Source organism: Streptomyces sp. NPDC034670 (assembly GCF_055574875.1).
Genome location: NZ_JBVITR010000086.1, coordinates 1 through 15125, shown reverse-complemented (window position 1 = coordinate 15125; position 15125 = coordinate 1). Strand labels below are relative to the sequence as shown.

Genomic DNA, 15125 nt, shown 5'->3' with positions numbered 1-15125 from the left:
CCCCCCCCCCCCCCCCCCCCCCCCCCCCCCCCCCCCCCCCCCCCCCCCCCCCCCCCCCCCCCCCCCCCCCCCCCCCCCCCCCCCCCCCGCCGCGGGGGTGCCCGTACGACCCGGCCGAGTGCGGAACGGAGGCCTCCCGTCGCCGCATGCCTGCCCGACCGGTGCGCGCCTCCGTACGGGTGATGCCTTCACTCGACCCGGCGGATCCGGACCCCCCCCGCGTACCACCGGCGCACGGGGGCGCGTCGGCTCGGCAGGGACAGCACCGAGGCGGCGCGGCGCCCTCTCGGGAACGACGCCGCGAGCCGGTTGCACGCCGAGCTCACCCGTGGGTACGCGGGCCGCACCCCGATCCGCACGGCCCTCGTCGCGGAGTGGCGGACCGGGGGCCGCGCGGTCCCGGAGCGCCACGACGTCCGGTGGGCGTCCTTCGCCGCCTCCACGGCGGGCGGGCGCGGGCCCGCGCCGACCGCGCCCTTCCGCGTACCGGTCCCCCTGCTGACGCCTGGCGCCGCGGGCACCCGAGAGGAGCTCACCGGCCCCCCGGAGCCGCGGGATCCGGGCTGACCGGCGCCAGGACGGCCAGCATGCCGGTGGCCCTGCGCAGGGCCGGTTCGAGTGCGCCGGGGGCGTGCAGGACACCGGTGCCGTCCGGGGGGACCAGCCACTCCAGACGCCCGGCGGACCGGTACGGCGGCGGTACGGCGACCCAGGAGCCGCGGCCGACGTGCCGCACGCCGCATCCGATCCACTCGCTGTCCGGATCGGGCGGCAGGAAGAACCCCACGCGGCGGGCCGTGGCGTCCACCAGCGTGGGCCCGGGCGCCTCCAGCGGATCGCGCCACATGAGGTCCAGGGCGAGCAGCCCCAGCCGGTCGGGCACGCTGAGCACGTCCCAGTACCGGCCGGCCGCGAGCAGCGCCGTGCCCGTGCCGTGGTCCCACTCGCGCTTGCACGCCTGGGGGTCCGTGGCCGCCGCGGCCAGCCATTCGACGGCCTGCTTCCACGTGACGCTGTGCATGTCCCACCCCGGGCGCGGTCGGCTGCGCCGCTGCGGGCGCGTACGGAAGGGCCATGGTGGTGGATATGTCCACCCCCCGGAAAGGGTGGCGCGGGCTGGCGTTTCCCTTCCGGGGGAACTCCTCGCGGAAACCGCCCGGGAAACCGGCACACCCCGGGGCCGAGCGGTCCCCGGCGGTCCCGGCCGGGCCGGTCGCCGCGTCCGGCGCCGCGCTCTCCGGCCACTCGGGACACTCCCGCTTCGGCGCCTCGATCCGCTCGGAGCGCGTCCGGCCCGGCCCCGTGGGACGCGTCCTCCCGGAACCCGGCGGGGCGGCCCCGGGGTGCGCGCCCGGCTCCTCGGCCGCGGCCGGTAACCTGGCCGGGTGACAGGCTCGGAAGCACCCTCCTCGTTCCGTCTCGTGTACGCACCCGGGGTGATGCCCGACAAATGGGTGCGCATCTGGAACGAGCGGCGGTCCGACGTCCCGCTGACCCTCACGCAGGTGTCCGCCGGGGCGGCGCAGGGACTGCTGCTGGGCGGGGAGGCGGACGCGGGGCTGGTCCGGCTGCCCGTCGACCGGACGGTCTTCAGCGCGATCCCCCTCTACACCGAGCGGACGGTCGTCGTGGTCCCCAGGGACCACCTCGTCACGGCCGTCGACGAGGTGACTGCCGAGGACCTGGCCGACGACGTCGTGCTGCACCCCCTCGACGACGTCCTCGACTGGGAGTCCCTGCCCGGACGGCCCGCCCTCGAACGCCCCGCCACCACCGCCGACGCCGTCGAACTGGTCGCGGCCGGGATCGGCGTGCTCGTCGTCCCGCTGTCCCTCGCGCGGCTGCACCACCGCAAGGACCTCACCCACCGGCCCCTCTTGGACGCCCCCGAGTCGGGCGTGGCGCTGGCCTGGCCCGGGGACGCGACGACGGACCTGGTGGAGGACTTCATCGGCATCGTCCGCGGCCGGACCGTCAACAGCACCCGGGGGCGCGCGCAGCAGCCGCCGCCGGACAAGCCCCGGCGCACCGGCCGGGACGGCGCCCGCAAGCAGCGGGCGGCGGGCGGACCTTCCGGCGGCGGGGGCCGCCGGAAGGGCGCCGGCGGCTCGTCGAGGAACCCGCGGCGGGGCAGGCCCCGCCGCGGGTAGGGAACCACGGGCGGCGCGTCCCGCCGCTACCGCACGGTGGGCGCCGGGGTCGGCGCCGGAGAAGCCGTGTTCAGGTCCTCCAGCTCCTTGGGGACCTCCAGCGCGATGACCGGCGCGCCCGCCTGCGGCGCCGGCGGGGTCACCTGTTCCTGGGGCATCTTGGGCGGGCTGGTCTGCTGGAAGTTGACCTGCTCGTGGTTGACCAGACCCGTCTTCTCCAGCACGGTGATGTGGTCGAGCACCGTGTCGTTGGCCTGGTCGGCCAGCTGCCGGACCAGGGTGTTCCTGGTGTTGGCGCGGACCTTGGCGATGACCGAGAAGATCTGCCCGTGGGTCACCCGCATGATGTTCACCGCGGTGGAGTCGAACTCCTTGCCGTTGGTGGACTTGATGGTCTCCACGAACCCCTGCTGCTGCGGTGACGCCTGGTTCGGCAGCGTGATGCCGAGCTCCAGGGCGATCCTGCGGCAGCTGGCGTCGAGCCGGCCGTGCCCGACGACCAGGTGCACGCCCGCCTCCTTCATCTCCGGCGTCGTCCCCCGCTCCATCGCCAGCAGCCCCAGGGGGTGCTCCCAGAGCCCGGCCGCGCGCACCTTGACCACGAAGTCGCGGTCCGCCTCGGTCAGCGGACCGTAGTTGGTGTTGGCGACCACCCGGTCCTGCTGGGTCGAGGTGTTCTGCACGCCCAGCATGGTGGGATAGGCGAGCGCGGTGAGGGTGAGGATCATGGCTCCGCCCACGAACGCGGTTCCTGCCGTGCTGCGCGAGATGCGCATCGTGCCTCCTGGGATATGAACGGCCCAACACCAGGGAGTACGGACGCAGGACGCGAAACAATCACCGTTGCGGGAAGAACTTTCGAGGAGCCCCGGGGCGGGCGCGCCCGGACGGCCCCGGGGCGCGTACGCCCGGCCGGACGGCGGGAGGGGACGGGCCGCCCGTGCCCGCCCGGCACGGGCGGGCACCACGGGCCGGGGTCAGGCGGCCCGGGCCGTCCGCGTCAGCCACGCGTACGCCGCCCGCGCCGTGAACTCCCGCTGCCCGCCGCGCAGCAGCAGGCCGGCGGTGGCGAACTCCGGGGCGTCGGCCTGGGCGGCGACGTACGGGATCGCGATGCAGCGCATCCCGGCCGCGTGCGCGGCGGCGGCGCCCGGGGCCGCGTCCTCCAGCACCACGCAGTCACCGGGGTCCGCGCCGAGCCGGCGGGCCGCCTCCAGGAAGACGTCGGGGGCCGGCTTGCCGCGCGCCACCTCGTCGGCCGAGACGACGGTGCGCAGATGCGCGTCCAGGCCCGTGCCCGCCAGGATCGCCTCGATGGCCTCCCGCGTGGAGCCGGAGGCCACGGCCATCGGCACGCCCTCGTCCGCCAGCAGCTCGACGAACGCCCGCATCTGCGGGTACACGCGCGTGGAGGCGCGGGCCAGCTCCAGGTAGCGGCGGTTCTTGACCGCGAGCAGTTCCTCCACGCCGGCCCGCAGCCCGTACCGCTCCCGCCAGTCGGCGATCGTCTCCCGCGTGCTGATGCCGACGTAGCGCTCGTGCTCGGCCCACGAGAAGTCCGGGACGCCGAACTCGGCGAGGGTCTGCCGGCCCGCCTCGTAGTAGTTCGGCTCGCTGTCCACGAGCGTTCCGTCGAGATCGAAGATGACCGAGAGGGTCCCGAGAGTGCTCATGAGGTCCAGGATGCCAAGGACACCGGAGCGCCCGGCGCCCGGTGCGGGGTCACCTCCGTGCCGTCCGGCCGATCGACTCCACCAGCGGCAGCATCCGGTGCGCGACCCGCTCGCGCAGCGCCACCTCGGTGCGGGTGCGGACCACGCCGGGCAGGCCGACCAGTTTCTGGATCATGTCCTCCAGGTGCCCGGCGTCGCGCGCCACGACCCGGGTCAGCAGGTCGCCCCCGCCCGTGATGGAGAACGCCTCGACGATCTCCGGCACGGAGGCCAGGGCGTCGCCCACCTCGTCCAGGTGCCCCTGGGTGACCTCGATGTGCACGAACGCGAGCACCGGGTGGCCCAGCGCGGCGGGGGAGAGGGTGGGACCGGTGCCGGTGATCACGCCCTCGCGCTCCATGCGGTCGAGCCGCGCCTGGAGGGTGCCGCGGGCGACCCCCAGGATGCGGGCGTACTCCCGCACGCTGGTGCGCGGCTGCTCCAGCAGCAGCCGCAGGATGCGGGTGTCGAGCTCGTCCACGGCCATGGCGCCCGGCCCCTCCTCGTCCTTCGGTGATCGTTTCCGACTGTACCCACGGTCCGGGGCGCGCCGGACCGCCGAGCCGGCCGCCGTCGGCCGTTGGCCCTCCGGCGAACACCCCCGCTCCCTGGACGCTGGGCCAATGGCCCAGTGACGAGGTGGGCTGTTGAGCCAGTGGCGGAAAAGATGCTCCCATGGGGGTGTCAATGGCGCTGCGGACCCGCGGCGCCTTTTGCGTGCCACGGTGCGCGTCATCACTCCCAGGGGGCGGTAAGCGGTGCTGAAGAGGGTGTTCACGGCTGCGGACCCGGGCCGGATCCGGCTGCGCTTCGCGGCGCGGGCCGTGTTCGGCGTCGGGCTGGCGGTCGTCGTGTGCGGCCTGGCGGGCCACTCCCTCACGGGAACCGTCACCGGTGGGCTCGCCGCCCTGCTCGCCCTGTTCACCGTCACCGACGCCACGGTCCGCGGGCAGGCCGTCACGACCGCGCTGCTGCCCGCCGTCGGCCTGCCGGTGCTCGCCGCCGCGGCGGGGCTGCACGACCACCCCGTGGCACGCGACCTCGCCTTCCTCGCCGTGGTCGGACTGGGCGTGTACGCGCGGCGCTGGGGTCCTCGCGGGCACAGCCTCGGGGTCTTCGCGTTCATGACCTACTTCGTGGCGCAGTTCCTGCACGCCGGGACGGACCAGCTCCCCGAGCTGTACGCCTCCGTCCTGCTGTCCGTGCTCGCCGCGGCCGCCGTGCGCTTCGGGCTGTGGTGCTACGAGCGCCGTCTGCCGCCCGCCGTCGTGCCGGCTCCGCCCGGCGGCACGGGGCTGGCCCGGGTGACCACGCGCCAGGCGGTCCAGGCGACGGCCGGCGCGGGCTTCGCCCTCGTCGTGGGCCAGCTGGTGTCCGGGCAGCGCTGGTACTGGGCCGTCGGCGCCACCTGGTGGGTCTTCGTCAACACCGCCTCGCGCGGCGAGACCCTGGTCCGGGGCTTCCGGCGGGTGCTGGGAACGGTCATCGGCGTCGGCCTCGCGCTGCTCGTCGCCGTCCCCGTGCACGGGGACGCGGTCCCCACCGCCCTGCTCGTCGCCGTGTCCGTCTTCGGGATCTTCTACACGGCCGCGGTGTCCTACACCTGGATGATGCTCTGGGTGACGCTGCTCGCCGCCGTGCTCTACGGCCTGCTGGGGGTGCTCAGCCCCGGTCTGCTGGCCCTGCGGCTCGTGGAGACCGGCGTCGGAGCGCTCGGCGCCGCGCTGGCGGCGGCCCTCGTCCTCCCCGTGACCACCCACGGCGTCACCGACGCCTGGATCCGGCGGGCCCTGCGCTGCGTCCACGCGTGCACCGCCCGGGCGGCCGCGCGGCTGGCCGGCGCCGGGGACGCCGATCCCGCGCCGGAGGTGGCGGAGCTGGAGCGGATCCTCGCCCGGGTGCGGCTCTCGGTCGCTCCGCTGGTGCATCCGCTGAACCCCGTGCTCGGCCGCAAGCGGCGCGCCCGCCGGGTGCTCACCCTGCTCGACGACTGCGCCCGGGAGGTCCGCGGCCTCGTCGCCGTCGCCGCCGACCCGGAGGCCTCGCACGACGCCCGCCTGGCCGCCGCCTGCCGGCGCGTGGAGGTCGCGGTCGAGGCGCTCACCGACGGCCGGGACGTCGCGGTGCGCCCGGCCCCGGCCGCGGCGGAACCCGCCCTGGCCCACCTCCACGGCCTGGAGCGCGCCCTCACCGAACTCGCGGCGCCGCTGCGGGCCTCCTCCGGATCCCCCCTGGTGGGCGCCTGAGGGCCACCGGGCACGCACCCGGTCGGCCCTTTTGGTCTAGACCTGAAGGGGTGGCTGCTACCGTCGCTCCGGACCGGTACCGGACGAGAGGGGACAGTGGTGGCGGACGGCGGACAGCGGGCGTTCATCGGGTCGTTCACGGCGGCGGGGGGCCCGGGCATCGTCACCGCGGCCGTCGCCCCCGACAGCGGCGCGCTGACCGTCCTGAGCACCGTGGGCGGCGTGCCCGACCCCTCCTACCTGGCCCTGTCGGCCGACCGCCGCATGCTGTACGCGGTCAGCGAGACGGCCGAGGGCGCCGTGGCCGCGTTCCGCGTGACCGGCGACGGGCCGGAGCCGGCCGGGCCCCCGGTACCGGTCGACGCGAACGGGCCGACCCACCTCAGTCTCTTCGCCGGGCACCTGCTCACCGCGAACTACGGCTCCGGCAGTGTCACCGCCGTCCCCGTCCGCGCGGACGGCGGCCTCGCGCGGACCGCGTCCGGGGTGCTGCGGCACCGCGGCTCGGGCCCCCACCCGCAGCGCCAGCGGGGGCCGCACGCCCACCAGGTGCAGCCCGACCCGAGCGGTCGCTGGGCGGTCAGCGTCGACCTCGGCACGGACTCGGTACGGGTGTGCGTCCTCACCGGCGGCACGGTGGGCCTGCACCGGGAATCCGCCCTGCGCCCCGGGTCGGGCCCGCGTCACCTGGCCTTCCACCCGGGCGGCGCGCACGCGTACGTCCTCAACGAACTCAGCCCCACCCTCGTCGTCTGCCGCTGGGACGCCGCCGACGGCGCGCTGACACCGCTCACCGAGATCCCGGTCCTGCCCGGCGCCCCGGCCGGCGACGCCTACCCGTCGGGCGTGGCCGTCTCGCCCGACGGCCGCTTCGTGTGGACCGCGACCCGCGGGGAGGACGTGCTGTCGGTGTTCGCGGTCGAGGGGGAGGGCGCGGGGCTGAGCCCGCGCACCACCGTGCCCTGCGGCGGTCACTGGCCGCGCGCGATCACCGAGTCCGGTGGCTTCCTGTACGTCGCGAACGAGCGCTCCGGGGACGTGACCTGGTTCGCGGTCGACCCGGACACGGGAGTGCCGCGACGCGGCGGCTCGATCCCGGTGCCCGCGGCGTCCTGCGTGGTCATCGGCTGACCGGAAGCCCCGCGCACCGGATCACGCGAAAGGGCCCGCTCCGGCGGCCGGAGCGGGCCCTTTCGGCGTCGGTGCGAGCGCCGGCCGCGTCAGCGGACCGGGGAGCCCTGCGCCTGCTGCGGCGCGATGCCCAGCGCGGTCGTGTACTTGGCCAGGGCGAGCTTGCCGATCGCCGGGTACGGGCCGAGCGCCTCGGAGGCGGAGCAGCCCGCCTCCTTCGCGGCCTCCTCGATCAGGCTCGCGTCGATCTCCGGGCCGATCAGGTACGGCGCGAGCGCCAGCTGCTGCGAACCGGAGCCGCGCAGCTGCTCGGCGACGGAGGCGATGGAGCCCTCCTGGTCCAGGGCCGCCGCCATCACCGGCACCGCGAGGCGCGCGGCGAGCAGCATGCCGGTGATCCCGGCCGCCTGCACGGCCTCCTCACCGCCCACGGACGCCAGGACGATGCCGTCCGCGGCGGTCGCCACGGTGAACAGGCGGGCGCGGTCGGCACGGGCCAGGCCGGCCTCCGACAGCCGCACGTGCAGCGCCTCGGCGAGCAGCGGGTGCGGGCCGAGCACATCGGTCAGCTCCGCGGCGACGCGGCTGTCCATCACGGCCTGGCGCACCCGGCGCAGCAGCGCGCTGTCCGGGCCGGCGAGCAGCGGCACGACGACGGCGACCGGGCCGTCGGGCTCCTTGACGTCCGCGCCGGCCGCGCGGGCCTGCTCGAAGCGGGCGGTGCGCTCCTCGCCGGCGTGCGCGAGCACCGACTGCAGCGAGGGGAACTCCTCGTCGTCGCCGTCGAGGTAGCCGATCCGGGCGTCGAGGCCGGGCAGCTCGGAACGGGCGATGCTCACGACCTCGTCGGCGAGGGAACGGGTGGTGCTACTGGGCGCGCCCGGTACGGCGAGGACGAGCGCGGGCGCGTCCTCGGGAGCCACCAGGGGCTCGGGGCGGCGGTGCCGCCCGGGCTGGCGGGGGCGCGGCATTCGTACTGGCAGGCCGGACGCGGGCCCAGTGGGGGTGCTCATGGTGCGGCATGTTAGTGGCTTCCTGGGCTCCTCTGTTCGGGGAGGGGGCAGGTGAGCGGTATCCGTCCGGATTTGTCTGATGGGTTACGACCCGGGATCGGCCGCCCGGGTGACGCCCCCGGCCGACGGGCCCGCCAGACACAGCATCCTTCCGTCGCTCGGAAGGGCGAACGTGCCCGTCAGGAGGGCGGTGGCGATCCGCACCGCTCCGTGCAGCGGGTCCCCTTCGGCCGTGACCCGCCGTGCCCGCGGCAGCCGCCGCGCCAGCTCCTCGTCCAGCGGTACGAGCAGCGGGGCGCCGATCCGGAACAGGCCGCCGGTGACACCGACCGGCGGCTCGTCCACGTCCGGGCACACGGCCGCGGCCGAGTCCGCCATGTGCCGGGCCGCCGCGCGCAGCACGTCCGCGGCGACGGGATCGCCGTCGGCCGCGCATTCGGCCACCCGGGGCGCGAAGGAGGCGAGGAGGGCCGGACGGTCGGTGCGCGGATACAGCCGGCCGGGCAGCCCCGCCGCGGGACCGAACACCGCCTCGGCGCTCGCCAGCAGCCGTGCGGAGCCGCCCTCCCGCCCGTCGAGGGCGCGCAGCGCCGCCTCCAGCCCCGCCCGCCCGATCCAGGCGCCGCCGCCGCAGTCGCCGAGCAGGTGTCCCCAGCCGTCCGCCCGGCGCCACCCGGTCAGATCGGTGCCGACCGCGATCAGTCCCGTGCCCGCGGCGACCACCGCACCGGGGCGCGGCCCGAGGGCGCCGACATAGGCGGTGACGGCGTCGGCGGCCAACGCCACCCGCCGCACGCCCAGTTCACGGGCCAGCGCCCCCGGCAGCTCGGCGCGCAGGGCGTCCCCCAGGCTGGCCAGCCCGGCCGCGCCGACGACGGCCGCCTCCAGGCGCCCGATCCCGGACTCGGCGCACAACGCCCGCGCCATCGGCACCAGTTGCTCCATGAGGTGCCCCGGATCGATGCCCCGGGCCCCGGTCCGCACCGGCTCCTCGGAGGCCCCCCGGGCGGCCGGCGCGCCGTGCCCGGCGGCACCGACGACGACCCGGACACCGGAGCCCCCGGAGTCCACGGCGAGGAACCCGGAGCCGGTCACGGCAGGCGCCAGTCCACCGGTTGGCCGCCCTGGCGGATCAGCAGGTCGTTGGCCCGGCTGAACGGGCGGGAGCCGAAGAAGCCGCGGTCCGCGGACATCGGCGACGGATGGGCGGACTCGACCGCCGGCAGGTCCCCGAGCAGCGGGCGGCAGTTGCGGGCGTCGCGCCCCCACAGGATGGAGACCAGGGGCTTGCCCCGTGCGGCCAGCGCGCGGATCGCCTGCTCGGTGACCTCCTCCCAGCCCTTGCCGCGATGGGCGGCCGGCCTGCGCGGTGCCGTCGTCAGCGCCCTGTTGAGCAGCAGCACGCCCTGCTCGGTCCACGGCGTGAGATCGCCGTTGGACGGCTGGGGCAGGCCCAGGTCGGCGGTCAGCTCGCGGAAGATGTTGACGAGGCTGCCGGGCAGCGGCCGCACCTCGGGCGCGACCGAGAACGACAGTCCCACCGCGTGCCCCGGGGTCGGGTACGGGTCCTGCCCGACGATCAGAACGCGTACCTCGTCGAAGGGCTGCTGGAAGGCCCGCAGGACGTTCGGTCCGGCCGGCAGGTAGGTGCGTCCGGCGGCGATCTCCGCGCGCAGGAAGTCCCCCATCCCGGCGATCCGCCCGGCCACCGGTTCCAGGGCCTTCGCCCAGCCCGCTTCGACGATCTCATGCAAGGGTCGTGGTGCCACGGGCGTCCACCCTACTGCCGCGACGGCGGCGGGGATCAACCCCTGCCCGGGACCGCCGGGACCGGAGGGGACCCTCCCCCGGCTCATCCGACGACCGCCGCCCGCACGCACAGCACGTCCGGCAGGTGGGAGGCCAGCAGCCGCCAGCTGTCGCCGTCGTCGGCCGACGCGTACACCTCGCCGTTGCGGTTGCCGAAGTACACGCCCGCCGGATCCGCGCCGTCGTGGCACATCGCGTCGCGCAGCACCGTGCCGTAGTGGTCCTCCCGCGGCAGACCCGCCGTCAGCGGCTCCCAGCTCCGGCCGGCGTCCGCGGTCCTGAAGACCCGGCAGCGCCGGCCCGCGGGCACCCGGTCCGAGTCGGCGTTGACCGGGAAGACGTACGCCGTGCCGCCGCGGCGGGGATGGGCCACCACCGCGAAACCGAACGTCGAGGGCAGGCCCTCGCCGATGTCCGTCCAGTGCCCGCCCGCGTCGTCGCTGCGGTACACCCCCCAGTGGTTCTGCAGGTACAGCCGGTCCGGGTCCACCGCGTCCCGGGCCACCTTGTGCACGCACTGCCCGAACTCCGGGCGCGGGTCCGGCAGGAACACCGCGGAGACCCCCGAGTTGGACGGGAACCAGCTCGCGCCGCCGTCCAGCGTGCGGAACACCCCCGCCGCCGACACGGCCACCGTCACGGCCCGCGGGTCGCGCCCGTCGGTCAGCACGGTGTGCAGGCCCTCGCCCCCGCCTCCCGGCGTCCACCGCGAGCGGGTGGGGTGCTCCCAGAGCGGCCGGACGAGGGCGAAGGACTCCCCGCGGTCCTCCGAGCGGTACAGCGCGGCCGGTTCCGTCCCCGCGTACACCACGTCCGGTTCGGCCGCGGCCGGGTGCAACTGCCAGACCCGCTCCAGCGAGGCCCCGGTGTCCTCGGGGAAGCGGACGGCGGGCCGCGCCGGTTCGGCCCAGGTGCGGCCGAGGTCGTCGGAGCGGAACACCGAGGGGCCCCAGTGCGCGCTGTCGCCGCCGGCCAGCAGCCGCGGGCGCGCGCCGCGGGTGTCGAGGGCCACCGAGTACACGGCCTGCGCGTTGAAGCAGGGACTCTCGTCGAACTCCCAGACGCCACCCCGCCGGCGCCCGATGAACAGGCCCTTGCGGGTGCCCACGGCGAGCAGTACCTCGGACATGCCGATCACCTCCGCGGCGTCCTCGTCGACGCCCTCGTCCCGGACACCCGCCAGTCTGCACCCGGCCACTGACAGTCACGTCCGGGCCGGGCCGCGTCGCAGGTCGGCGCCGGTGCGGCGGCCACCGGGCGGCCGCGGCGGCCGCCGCGGCCGCGCGAAGGGCCTCAGACGGTGCCCGGCAGCGCGCGGTCCACGATCGCGTCGATCCCGGCCGCCGCGGGCAGCGTGCCGAAGGCGTGTCCCCAGTCGCCGCCGAGCCGTGTCGCGCAGAAGGCGTCGGCGACCGCGGGCGGGGCGTGCCGGACGAGGAGGGAACCCTGCAGGGTCAGGGCGGTGTGCTCCACCAGCCGGCGGGCGCCGGCCTGCGACCCCTCGGCCAGCAGGTCCCTCAGCCGCGCCACGGCCGCGTCCAGGCGGGCGTCCGCCCCCCGGCTCAGGTCCAGTTCGCCGAAGAGCGCCTGTGCCGTGGCGGGGTCCCGGCCGAGTGCCCGCAGCACGTCGAGAGCGTTGACGTTCCCCGAGCCCTCCCAGATCGACAGCAGCGGGGCCTCGCGGTAGTGCCGGGGCATGCCCGACTCCTCGACGTAGCCGTTGCCGCCCAGGCACTCCAGGGCCTCGGCGGTGAAGGCCGGCCCCCGTTTGGTGACCCAGTACTTGCCCACCGCGGTCGCGATCCGGCGGAACGCGGCCTCCCCGGCGTCCCCGCGCACCGCACGGTCGGCGGCGCCGGCCAGGCGCAGGGTGAGGGCGGTGGCGGCCTCGGACTCCAACGCGAGATCGGCCAGGACGTTGCGCATCAGCGGCTGGTCCACCAGCCGGGCCCCGAACGCGCTGCGGTGCCGCACGTGGTGCCCCGCCTCGACGAGCGTCTTGCGCATCAGCGCCGCCGACATCGTCACGCAGTCCAGCCGGGTGCAGTTGACCATCTCGATGATGGTCTTTACCCCCTGCCCCTCCGGGCCGACCAGCCAGGCCACGGTCCCGTCGAACTCGGGTTCGGAGGAGGCGTTGGACCGGTTGCCCAGCTTGTCCTTCAGCCGCTGGATGCGGAACGCGTTGCGCGTCCCGTCGGGCAGCACGCGCGGCACCAGGAAGCAGGACAGGCCCCCCGGAGCCTGCGCCAGCACCAGGAACAGGTCGCACATCGGCGCCGACGTGAACCACTTGTGCCCGCGCAGCGTGTACACGCCGGGTTCGGCGGTCGGCGCCGCCGTGGTGGTGTTGGCCCGGACGTCGGAGCCGCCCTGCTTCTCGGTCATCCCCATGCCCGCCAGCAGCCCGCGCTTCTCGGTCGGCACGCGCAGGCCCGGCTCGTACTTCCGGCTGGTCAGCAGCGGCTCGTACAGCTCCGCCAGCTCCGGCCGGCGGCGCAGGACGGGCACCGCCGCGTACGTCATGGACGTCGGACAGCCGTGCCCCGCCTCGGTGTGGCCCCACACCAGTCCTCCCGCGGTGCGGGCGACGTGCGCGCCGGGCCGGTCGTCCGCCCAGGGCGCGGCGGCCAGCCCCTCGGCGACGGCCGCGCGCATCAGGTGGTGCCAGCTCGGGTGGAACTCGACCTCGTCGATCCGGTGCCCGTACCGGTCGTGCGTGCGCAGTTCGGGCTCGTGCCGGTTGGCCTGGTCGCTCCACTCCTGCACCTGTGCGCTGCCGGCCAGCCCGCCGAGCCGCCGCAGGTCCTCCTCGGCCCAGCCGGCGCCCTCCCGGCGCAGGCCCTCCAGCAGGGCGGTGTCGTCGGACGCGTCGTACGGGGCCGGGGGAGGGGGCTGGTTGACGACGTCGTGCGTGGCGTGCCCGCCGTCCTGTCCGCCGAAGTCCGGGTGCCGCTCGTCCACAGGTGTCGTGACCATGCGCCGAGTGTTGCACTTCTCCCACGGTTGCAGCAATGATGCAACGAACGGTGCGCCGTACAGTACGGATCCATGCGGATGGACGACCCGGGACTCCCGGACGACCTGCGGCCGCGCCCCCTGTCCGCGCGGTCGGTCGTGCTGAGCCTGCTGCTCGGCACGCACCCGCCGCAGCTCCCGGCCCGGGAGCTGCGGCGGCTCGTGGAGGGCTTCGGCGTCGGCGGATCCACCCTGAGGGCGGCACTCAGCCGGATGGTCGCCGCGGGCGACCTGCTGCGCACGGACGCCGGTTACCGCCTCAGCGACCGGCTGGCGCGGCGCCAGCACCGCCAGGACGAGGCCGTGCGGCCCCGCACGCGCGAGTGGGACGGGGACTGGGAGATGGTCGTCGTCACCGCGACGGGCCGCGGCCCCGCCGAACGCGCGGACCTGCGCGCGCGGTTGACCGCCCTCCGGCTGGCCGAACTCCGGGAGGGCGTCTGGCTGCGCCCCGCCAATCTGAGCCGCCCCCTGCCCGCCGCCCTCGACCGGGTGGCCCTGCGCTGCACCACCCGGCCCGCCGGACCCGCCGGGGAGCTGGCCGCGGACCTCTGGCCGCTGGACGCCTGGTCCGCCGCGGCCCGCGCGCTCCTCGCCGGCGCCGACCGCGCCGCCCGCCCCGCCGACCGGCTCGCCCTGTTCGCCGCCGCGGTGCGCCATCTGCTCGCCGATCCGGTCCTGCCGGCCGGCCTGCTGCCCGCCGACTGGCCCGGTGACGCGCTGCGGGCCGCGTACGCCGACTACCGCGGGGAGCTGGCGGGACGGGTGCGCGCGGGGGCGGGCGGCGCGTGACGCGACGGCCGTAGGGAGCGCCGCGCGGCGCTCCCTACGGCCGTCCTCGCCGTGGGGGACCGTCCCGGGACCGCCGGCGGGCGGGGCCTGCCGGCGGGCGCGGGCTACCGGTAGGTGATGTCGGACGACGCGTACTTGCAGTACGTGCCGTCGGGGCCCGAGCCGTTGCTGCTCGGCTCCTTGCCGCTGTTGTTGCCGATGTACTTCTGGCAGGGGACGATCTTCCTGCTGCCGTCCCCGATGATCGTGATGTTCCGCAGGGTCGCGCTGTCGCCGTAGTTGGTGTTGATGCCGGCCAGCCTGCCGCCCTTCCAGGTCACCTCGATGCCGTTGAGGTTGATCGTCCGCTTGTACTGCGTGGAGCAGTTGCCGCAGGAGCGGACGAAGGTGCCGAAGTTCTGCACCGCGAAGTTCGACACGTTCAGCGTTCCGGCGCCGTTGAACTGGAAGACCTTGTCGCTCGCCTCCCTGGCTCCGCCGCCGCTGACGGTGTAGACCGCCGACGACGACTTGCCCTTGAACGTGGCGGCGTCCTCGCCGACGTCCTCCCACCACACGTTCTGCAGCGTGCAGGAGCCCAGGCAGTGGATGCCGTCGGCCGCGGGGGCGCCCAGGATCACGTTCTTCAGGACCGCGCCGTCCGCCAGTTCCAGGATCGGGCCCTGGTCCTCGTCCTGGCCGCCCGAGCCCAGGTCGCCGGTGCCGTACAGGCGCTTCATCCCGTAGTCCTTGGTGCCGGACACGGAGAGGGTGGAGGAGACGCCCTGGCTGCCGTTGGGGGTCGGCCAGGTGGCGGCGTCGGCCGGGGACGACCCGATGGACATGAGCATGCCAACAGAGAGTCCGAGGGTGGCCAGTGCGCCCATCGGCGTCCGCCCGCGGGTGCGTGGCCGTGTCGCAGAAGTCATGCCGTTCCTTCTGTCGTGGTGTGGGGGTGTCGGAGCCCTCCGGTGCCCGCGCGTGTGTCCCGGGGCGCCCGAGTGCTCATGTACGTGAACATTCATCGTCCGGATGGCGTGAAGGGGTCACGTCGCTGAACGGAACGTATGGGGTAAGCGCTTTCTGGTCAATGCCCTGCGCCTGTCACATTCAGCCACTCCTGCACGGGAGAGCGCGTGCCCCGACCCCGTCCTCCGGGGTCTTCCCCGGGAACGGCGGTGGGGGGGGGGGGGGGGGGGGGGGGGGGGGGGGGGGGGGGGGGGGGGGGGGGGGGGGGGGGGGGGGGGGGAGGGGGGGGGGGGGGGGGGGGGGGGG

At 75.8% G+C, this 15125-nt stretch carries 14 protein-coding genes; 4 read left to right on the top strand and 10 right to left on the bottom strand.

The window, feature by feature from the left end; translation table 11 throughout:
- Positions 1 to 532: 532 nt before the first annotated feature.
- A complete protein-coding gene (locus tag ACZ56B_RS31510; RefSeq protein ID WP_468798082.1) occupies positions 533 to 1021 on the bottom strand; it encodes a hypothetical protein in 489 nt (162 codons plus the stop codon).
- A 364-nt stretch (positions 1022 to 1385) separates the two neighbouring features.
- Here ACZ56B_RS31510 and ACZ56B_RS31505 point away from each other — a divergent pair, with 364 nt between their 5' ends.
- Positions 1386 to 2150: a LysR substrate-binding domain-containing protein gene (locus ACZ56B_RS31505; RefSeq protein WP_468798079.1), complete on the top strand. Its 765-nt coding sequence runs from the start codon at positions 1386 to 1388 to the stop codon at positions 2148 to 2150.
- A gap of 26 nt (positions 2151 to 2176) precedes the next feature.
- Here ACZ56B_RS31505 and ACZ56B_RS31500 read toward each other — a convergent pair whose 3' ends face one another.
- The 3 genes from ACZ56B_RS31500 to ACZ56B_RS31490 all read right to left on the bottom strand — a co-directional run bounded on the left by ACZ56B_RS31500 (position 2177) and on the right by ACZ56B_RS31490 (position 4349).
- On the bottom strand, positions 2177 to 2926 hold the full coding sequence (locus tag ACZ56B_RS31500; protein WP_468798076.1) for a DUF4142 domain-containing protein: 750 nt from the start codon (positions 2924 to 2926) through the stop codon (positions 2177 to 2179).
- 201 nt (positions 2927 to 3127) lie between these two features.
- The gene (locus tag ACZ56B_RS31495; RefSeq protein WP_468798073.1) at positions 3128 to 3823 is read right to left on the bottom strand and encodes an HAD family hydrolase; all 696 of its coding nucleotides are present in this window, start codon (positions 3821 to 3823) and stop codon (positions 3128 to 3130) included.
- A gap of 49 nt (positions 3824 to 3872) precedes the next feature.
- Positions 3873 to 4349: an Lrp/AsnC family transcriptional regulator gene (locus ACZ56B_RS31490; protein ID WP_468798070.1), complete on the bottom strand. Its 477-nt coding sequence runs from the start codon at positions 4347 to 4349 to the stop codon at positions 3873 to 3875.
- 271 nt (positions 4350 to 4620) lie between these two features.
- Between ACZ56B_RS31490 and ACZ56B_RS31485 the strand changes: the two genes are divergently transcribed.
- Positions 4621 to 6108 carry an FUSC family protein gene (locus tag ACZ56B_RS31485; RefSeq protein ID WP_468798067.1) on the top strand — a complete coding sequence of 496 codons (1488 nt, stop codon included), beginning with the start codon at positions 4621 to 4623 and terminating at the stop codon, positions 6106 to 6108.
- Between the two features lie 99 nt (positions 6109 to 6207).
- Positions 6208 to 7239, top strand: coding sequence for a lactonase family protein (locus tag ACZ56B_RS31480; protein ID WP_468798064.1), 1032 nt, complete (start codon positions 6208 to 6210; stop codon positions 7237 to 7239).
- Positions 7240 to 7328: 89 nt separating this feature from the next.
- On the opposite strand, the gene ACZ56B_RS31475 is transcribed toward ACZ56B_RS31480, so the two are convergent.
- The 5 genes from ACZ56B_RS31475 to ACZ56B_RS31455 form a co-directional block, all read right to left on the bottom strand.
- Positions 7329 to 8252: a sirohydrochlorin chelatase gene (locus ACZ56B_RS31475; RefSeq protein ID WP_468798061.1), complete on the bottom strand. Its 924-nt coding sequence runs from the start codon at positions 8250 to 8252 to the stop codon at positions 7329 to 7331.
- 84 nt (positions 8253 to 8336) lie between these two features.
- A complete protein-coding gene (locus tag ACZ56B_RS31470; protein ID WP_468798058.1) occupies positions 8337 to 9347 on the bottom strand; it encodes an N-acetylglucosamine kinase in 1011 nt (336 codons plus the stop codon).
- Positions 9344 to 10021: a uracil-DNA glycosylase gene (locus tag ACZ56B_RS31465; protein WP_468798055.1), complete on the bottom strand. Its 678-nt coding sequence runs from the start codon at positions 10019 to 10021 to the stop codon at positions 9344 to 9346. The genes ACZ56B_RS31470 and ACZ56B_RS31465 overlap by 4 nt, the downstream gene beginning before the upstream one ends.
- Before the next feature lie 83 nt (positions 10022 to 10104).
- Entirely contained in the window at positions 10105 to 11259 is a 1155-nt protein-coding gene (locus ACZ56B_RS31460) for a WD40/YVTN/BNR-like repeat-containing protein (protein ID WP_468798052.1), read from the bottom strand.
- Positions 11260 to 11354: 95 nt separating this feature from the next.
- A complete protein-coding gene (locus tag ACZ56B_RS31455; protein WP_468798049.1) occupies positions 11355 to 13040 on the bottom strand; it encodes an acyl-CoA dehydrogenase family protein in 1686 nt (561 codons plus the stop codon).
- Between the two features lie 72 nt (positions 13041 to 13112).
- On the opposite strand from ACZ56B_RS31455, the gene ACZ56B_RS31450 reads away from it, so the two are divergent.
- Entirely contained in the window at positions 13113 to 13871 is a 759-nt protein-coding gene (locus ACZ56B_RS31450) for a PaaX family transcriptional regulator C-terminal domain-containing protein (protein WP_468798046.1), read from the top strand.
- Positions 13872 to 13975: 104 nt separating this feature from the next.
- On the opposite strand, the gene ACZ56B_RS31445 is transcribed toward ACZ56B_RS31450, so the two are convergent.
- Positions 13976 to 14779: a pectate lyase gene (locus tag ACZ56B_RS31445; RefSeq protein WP_468798043.1), complete on the bottom strand. Its 804-nt coding sequence runs from the start codon at positions 14777 to 14779 to the stop codon at positions 13976 to 13978.
- Positions 14780 to 15125 lie beyond the last annotated feature (346 nt).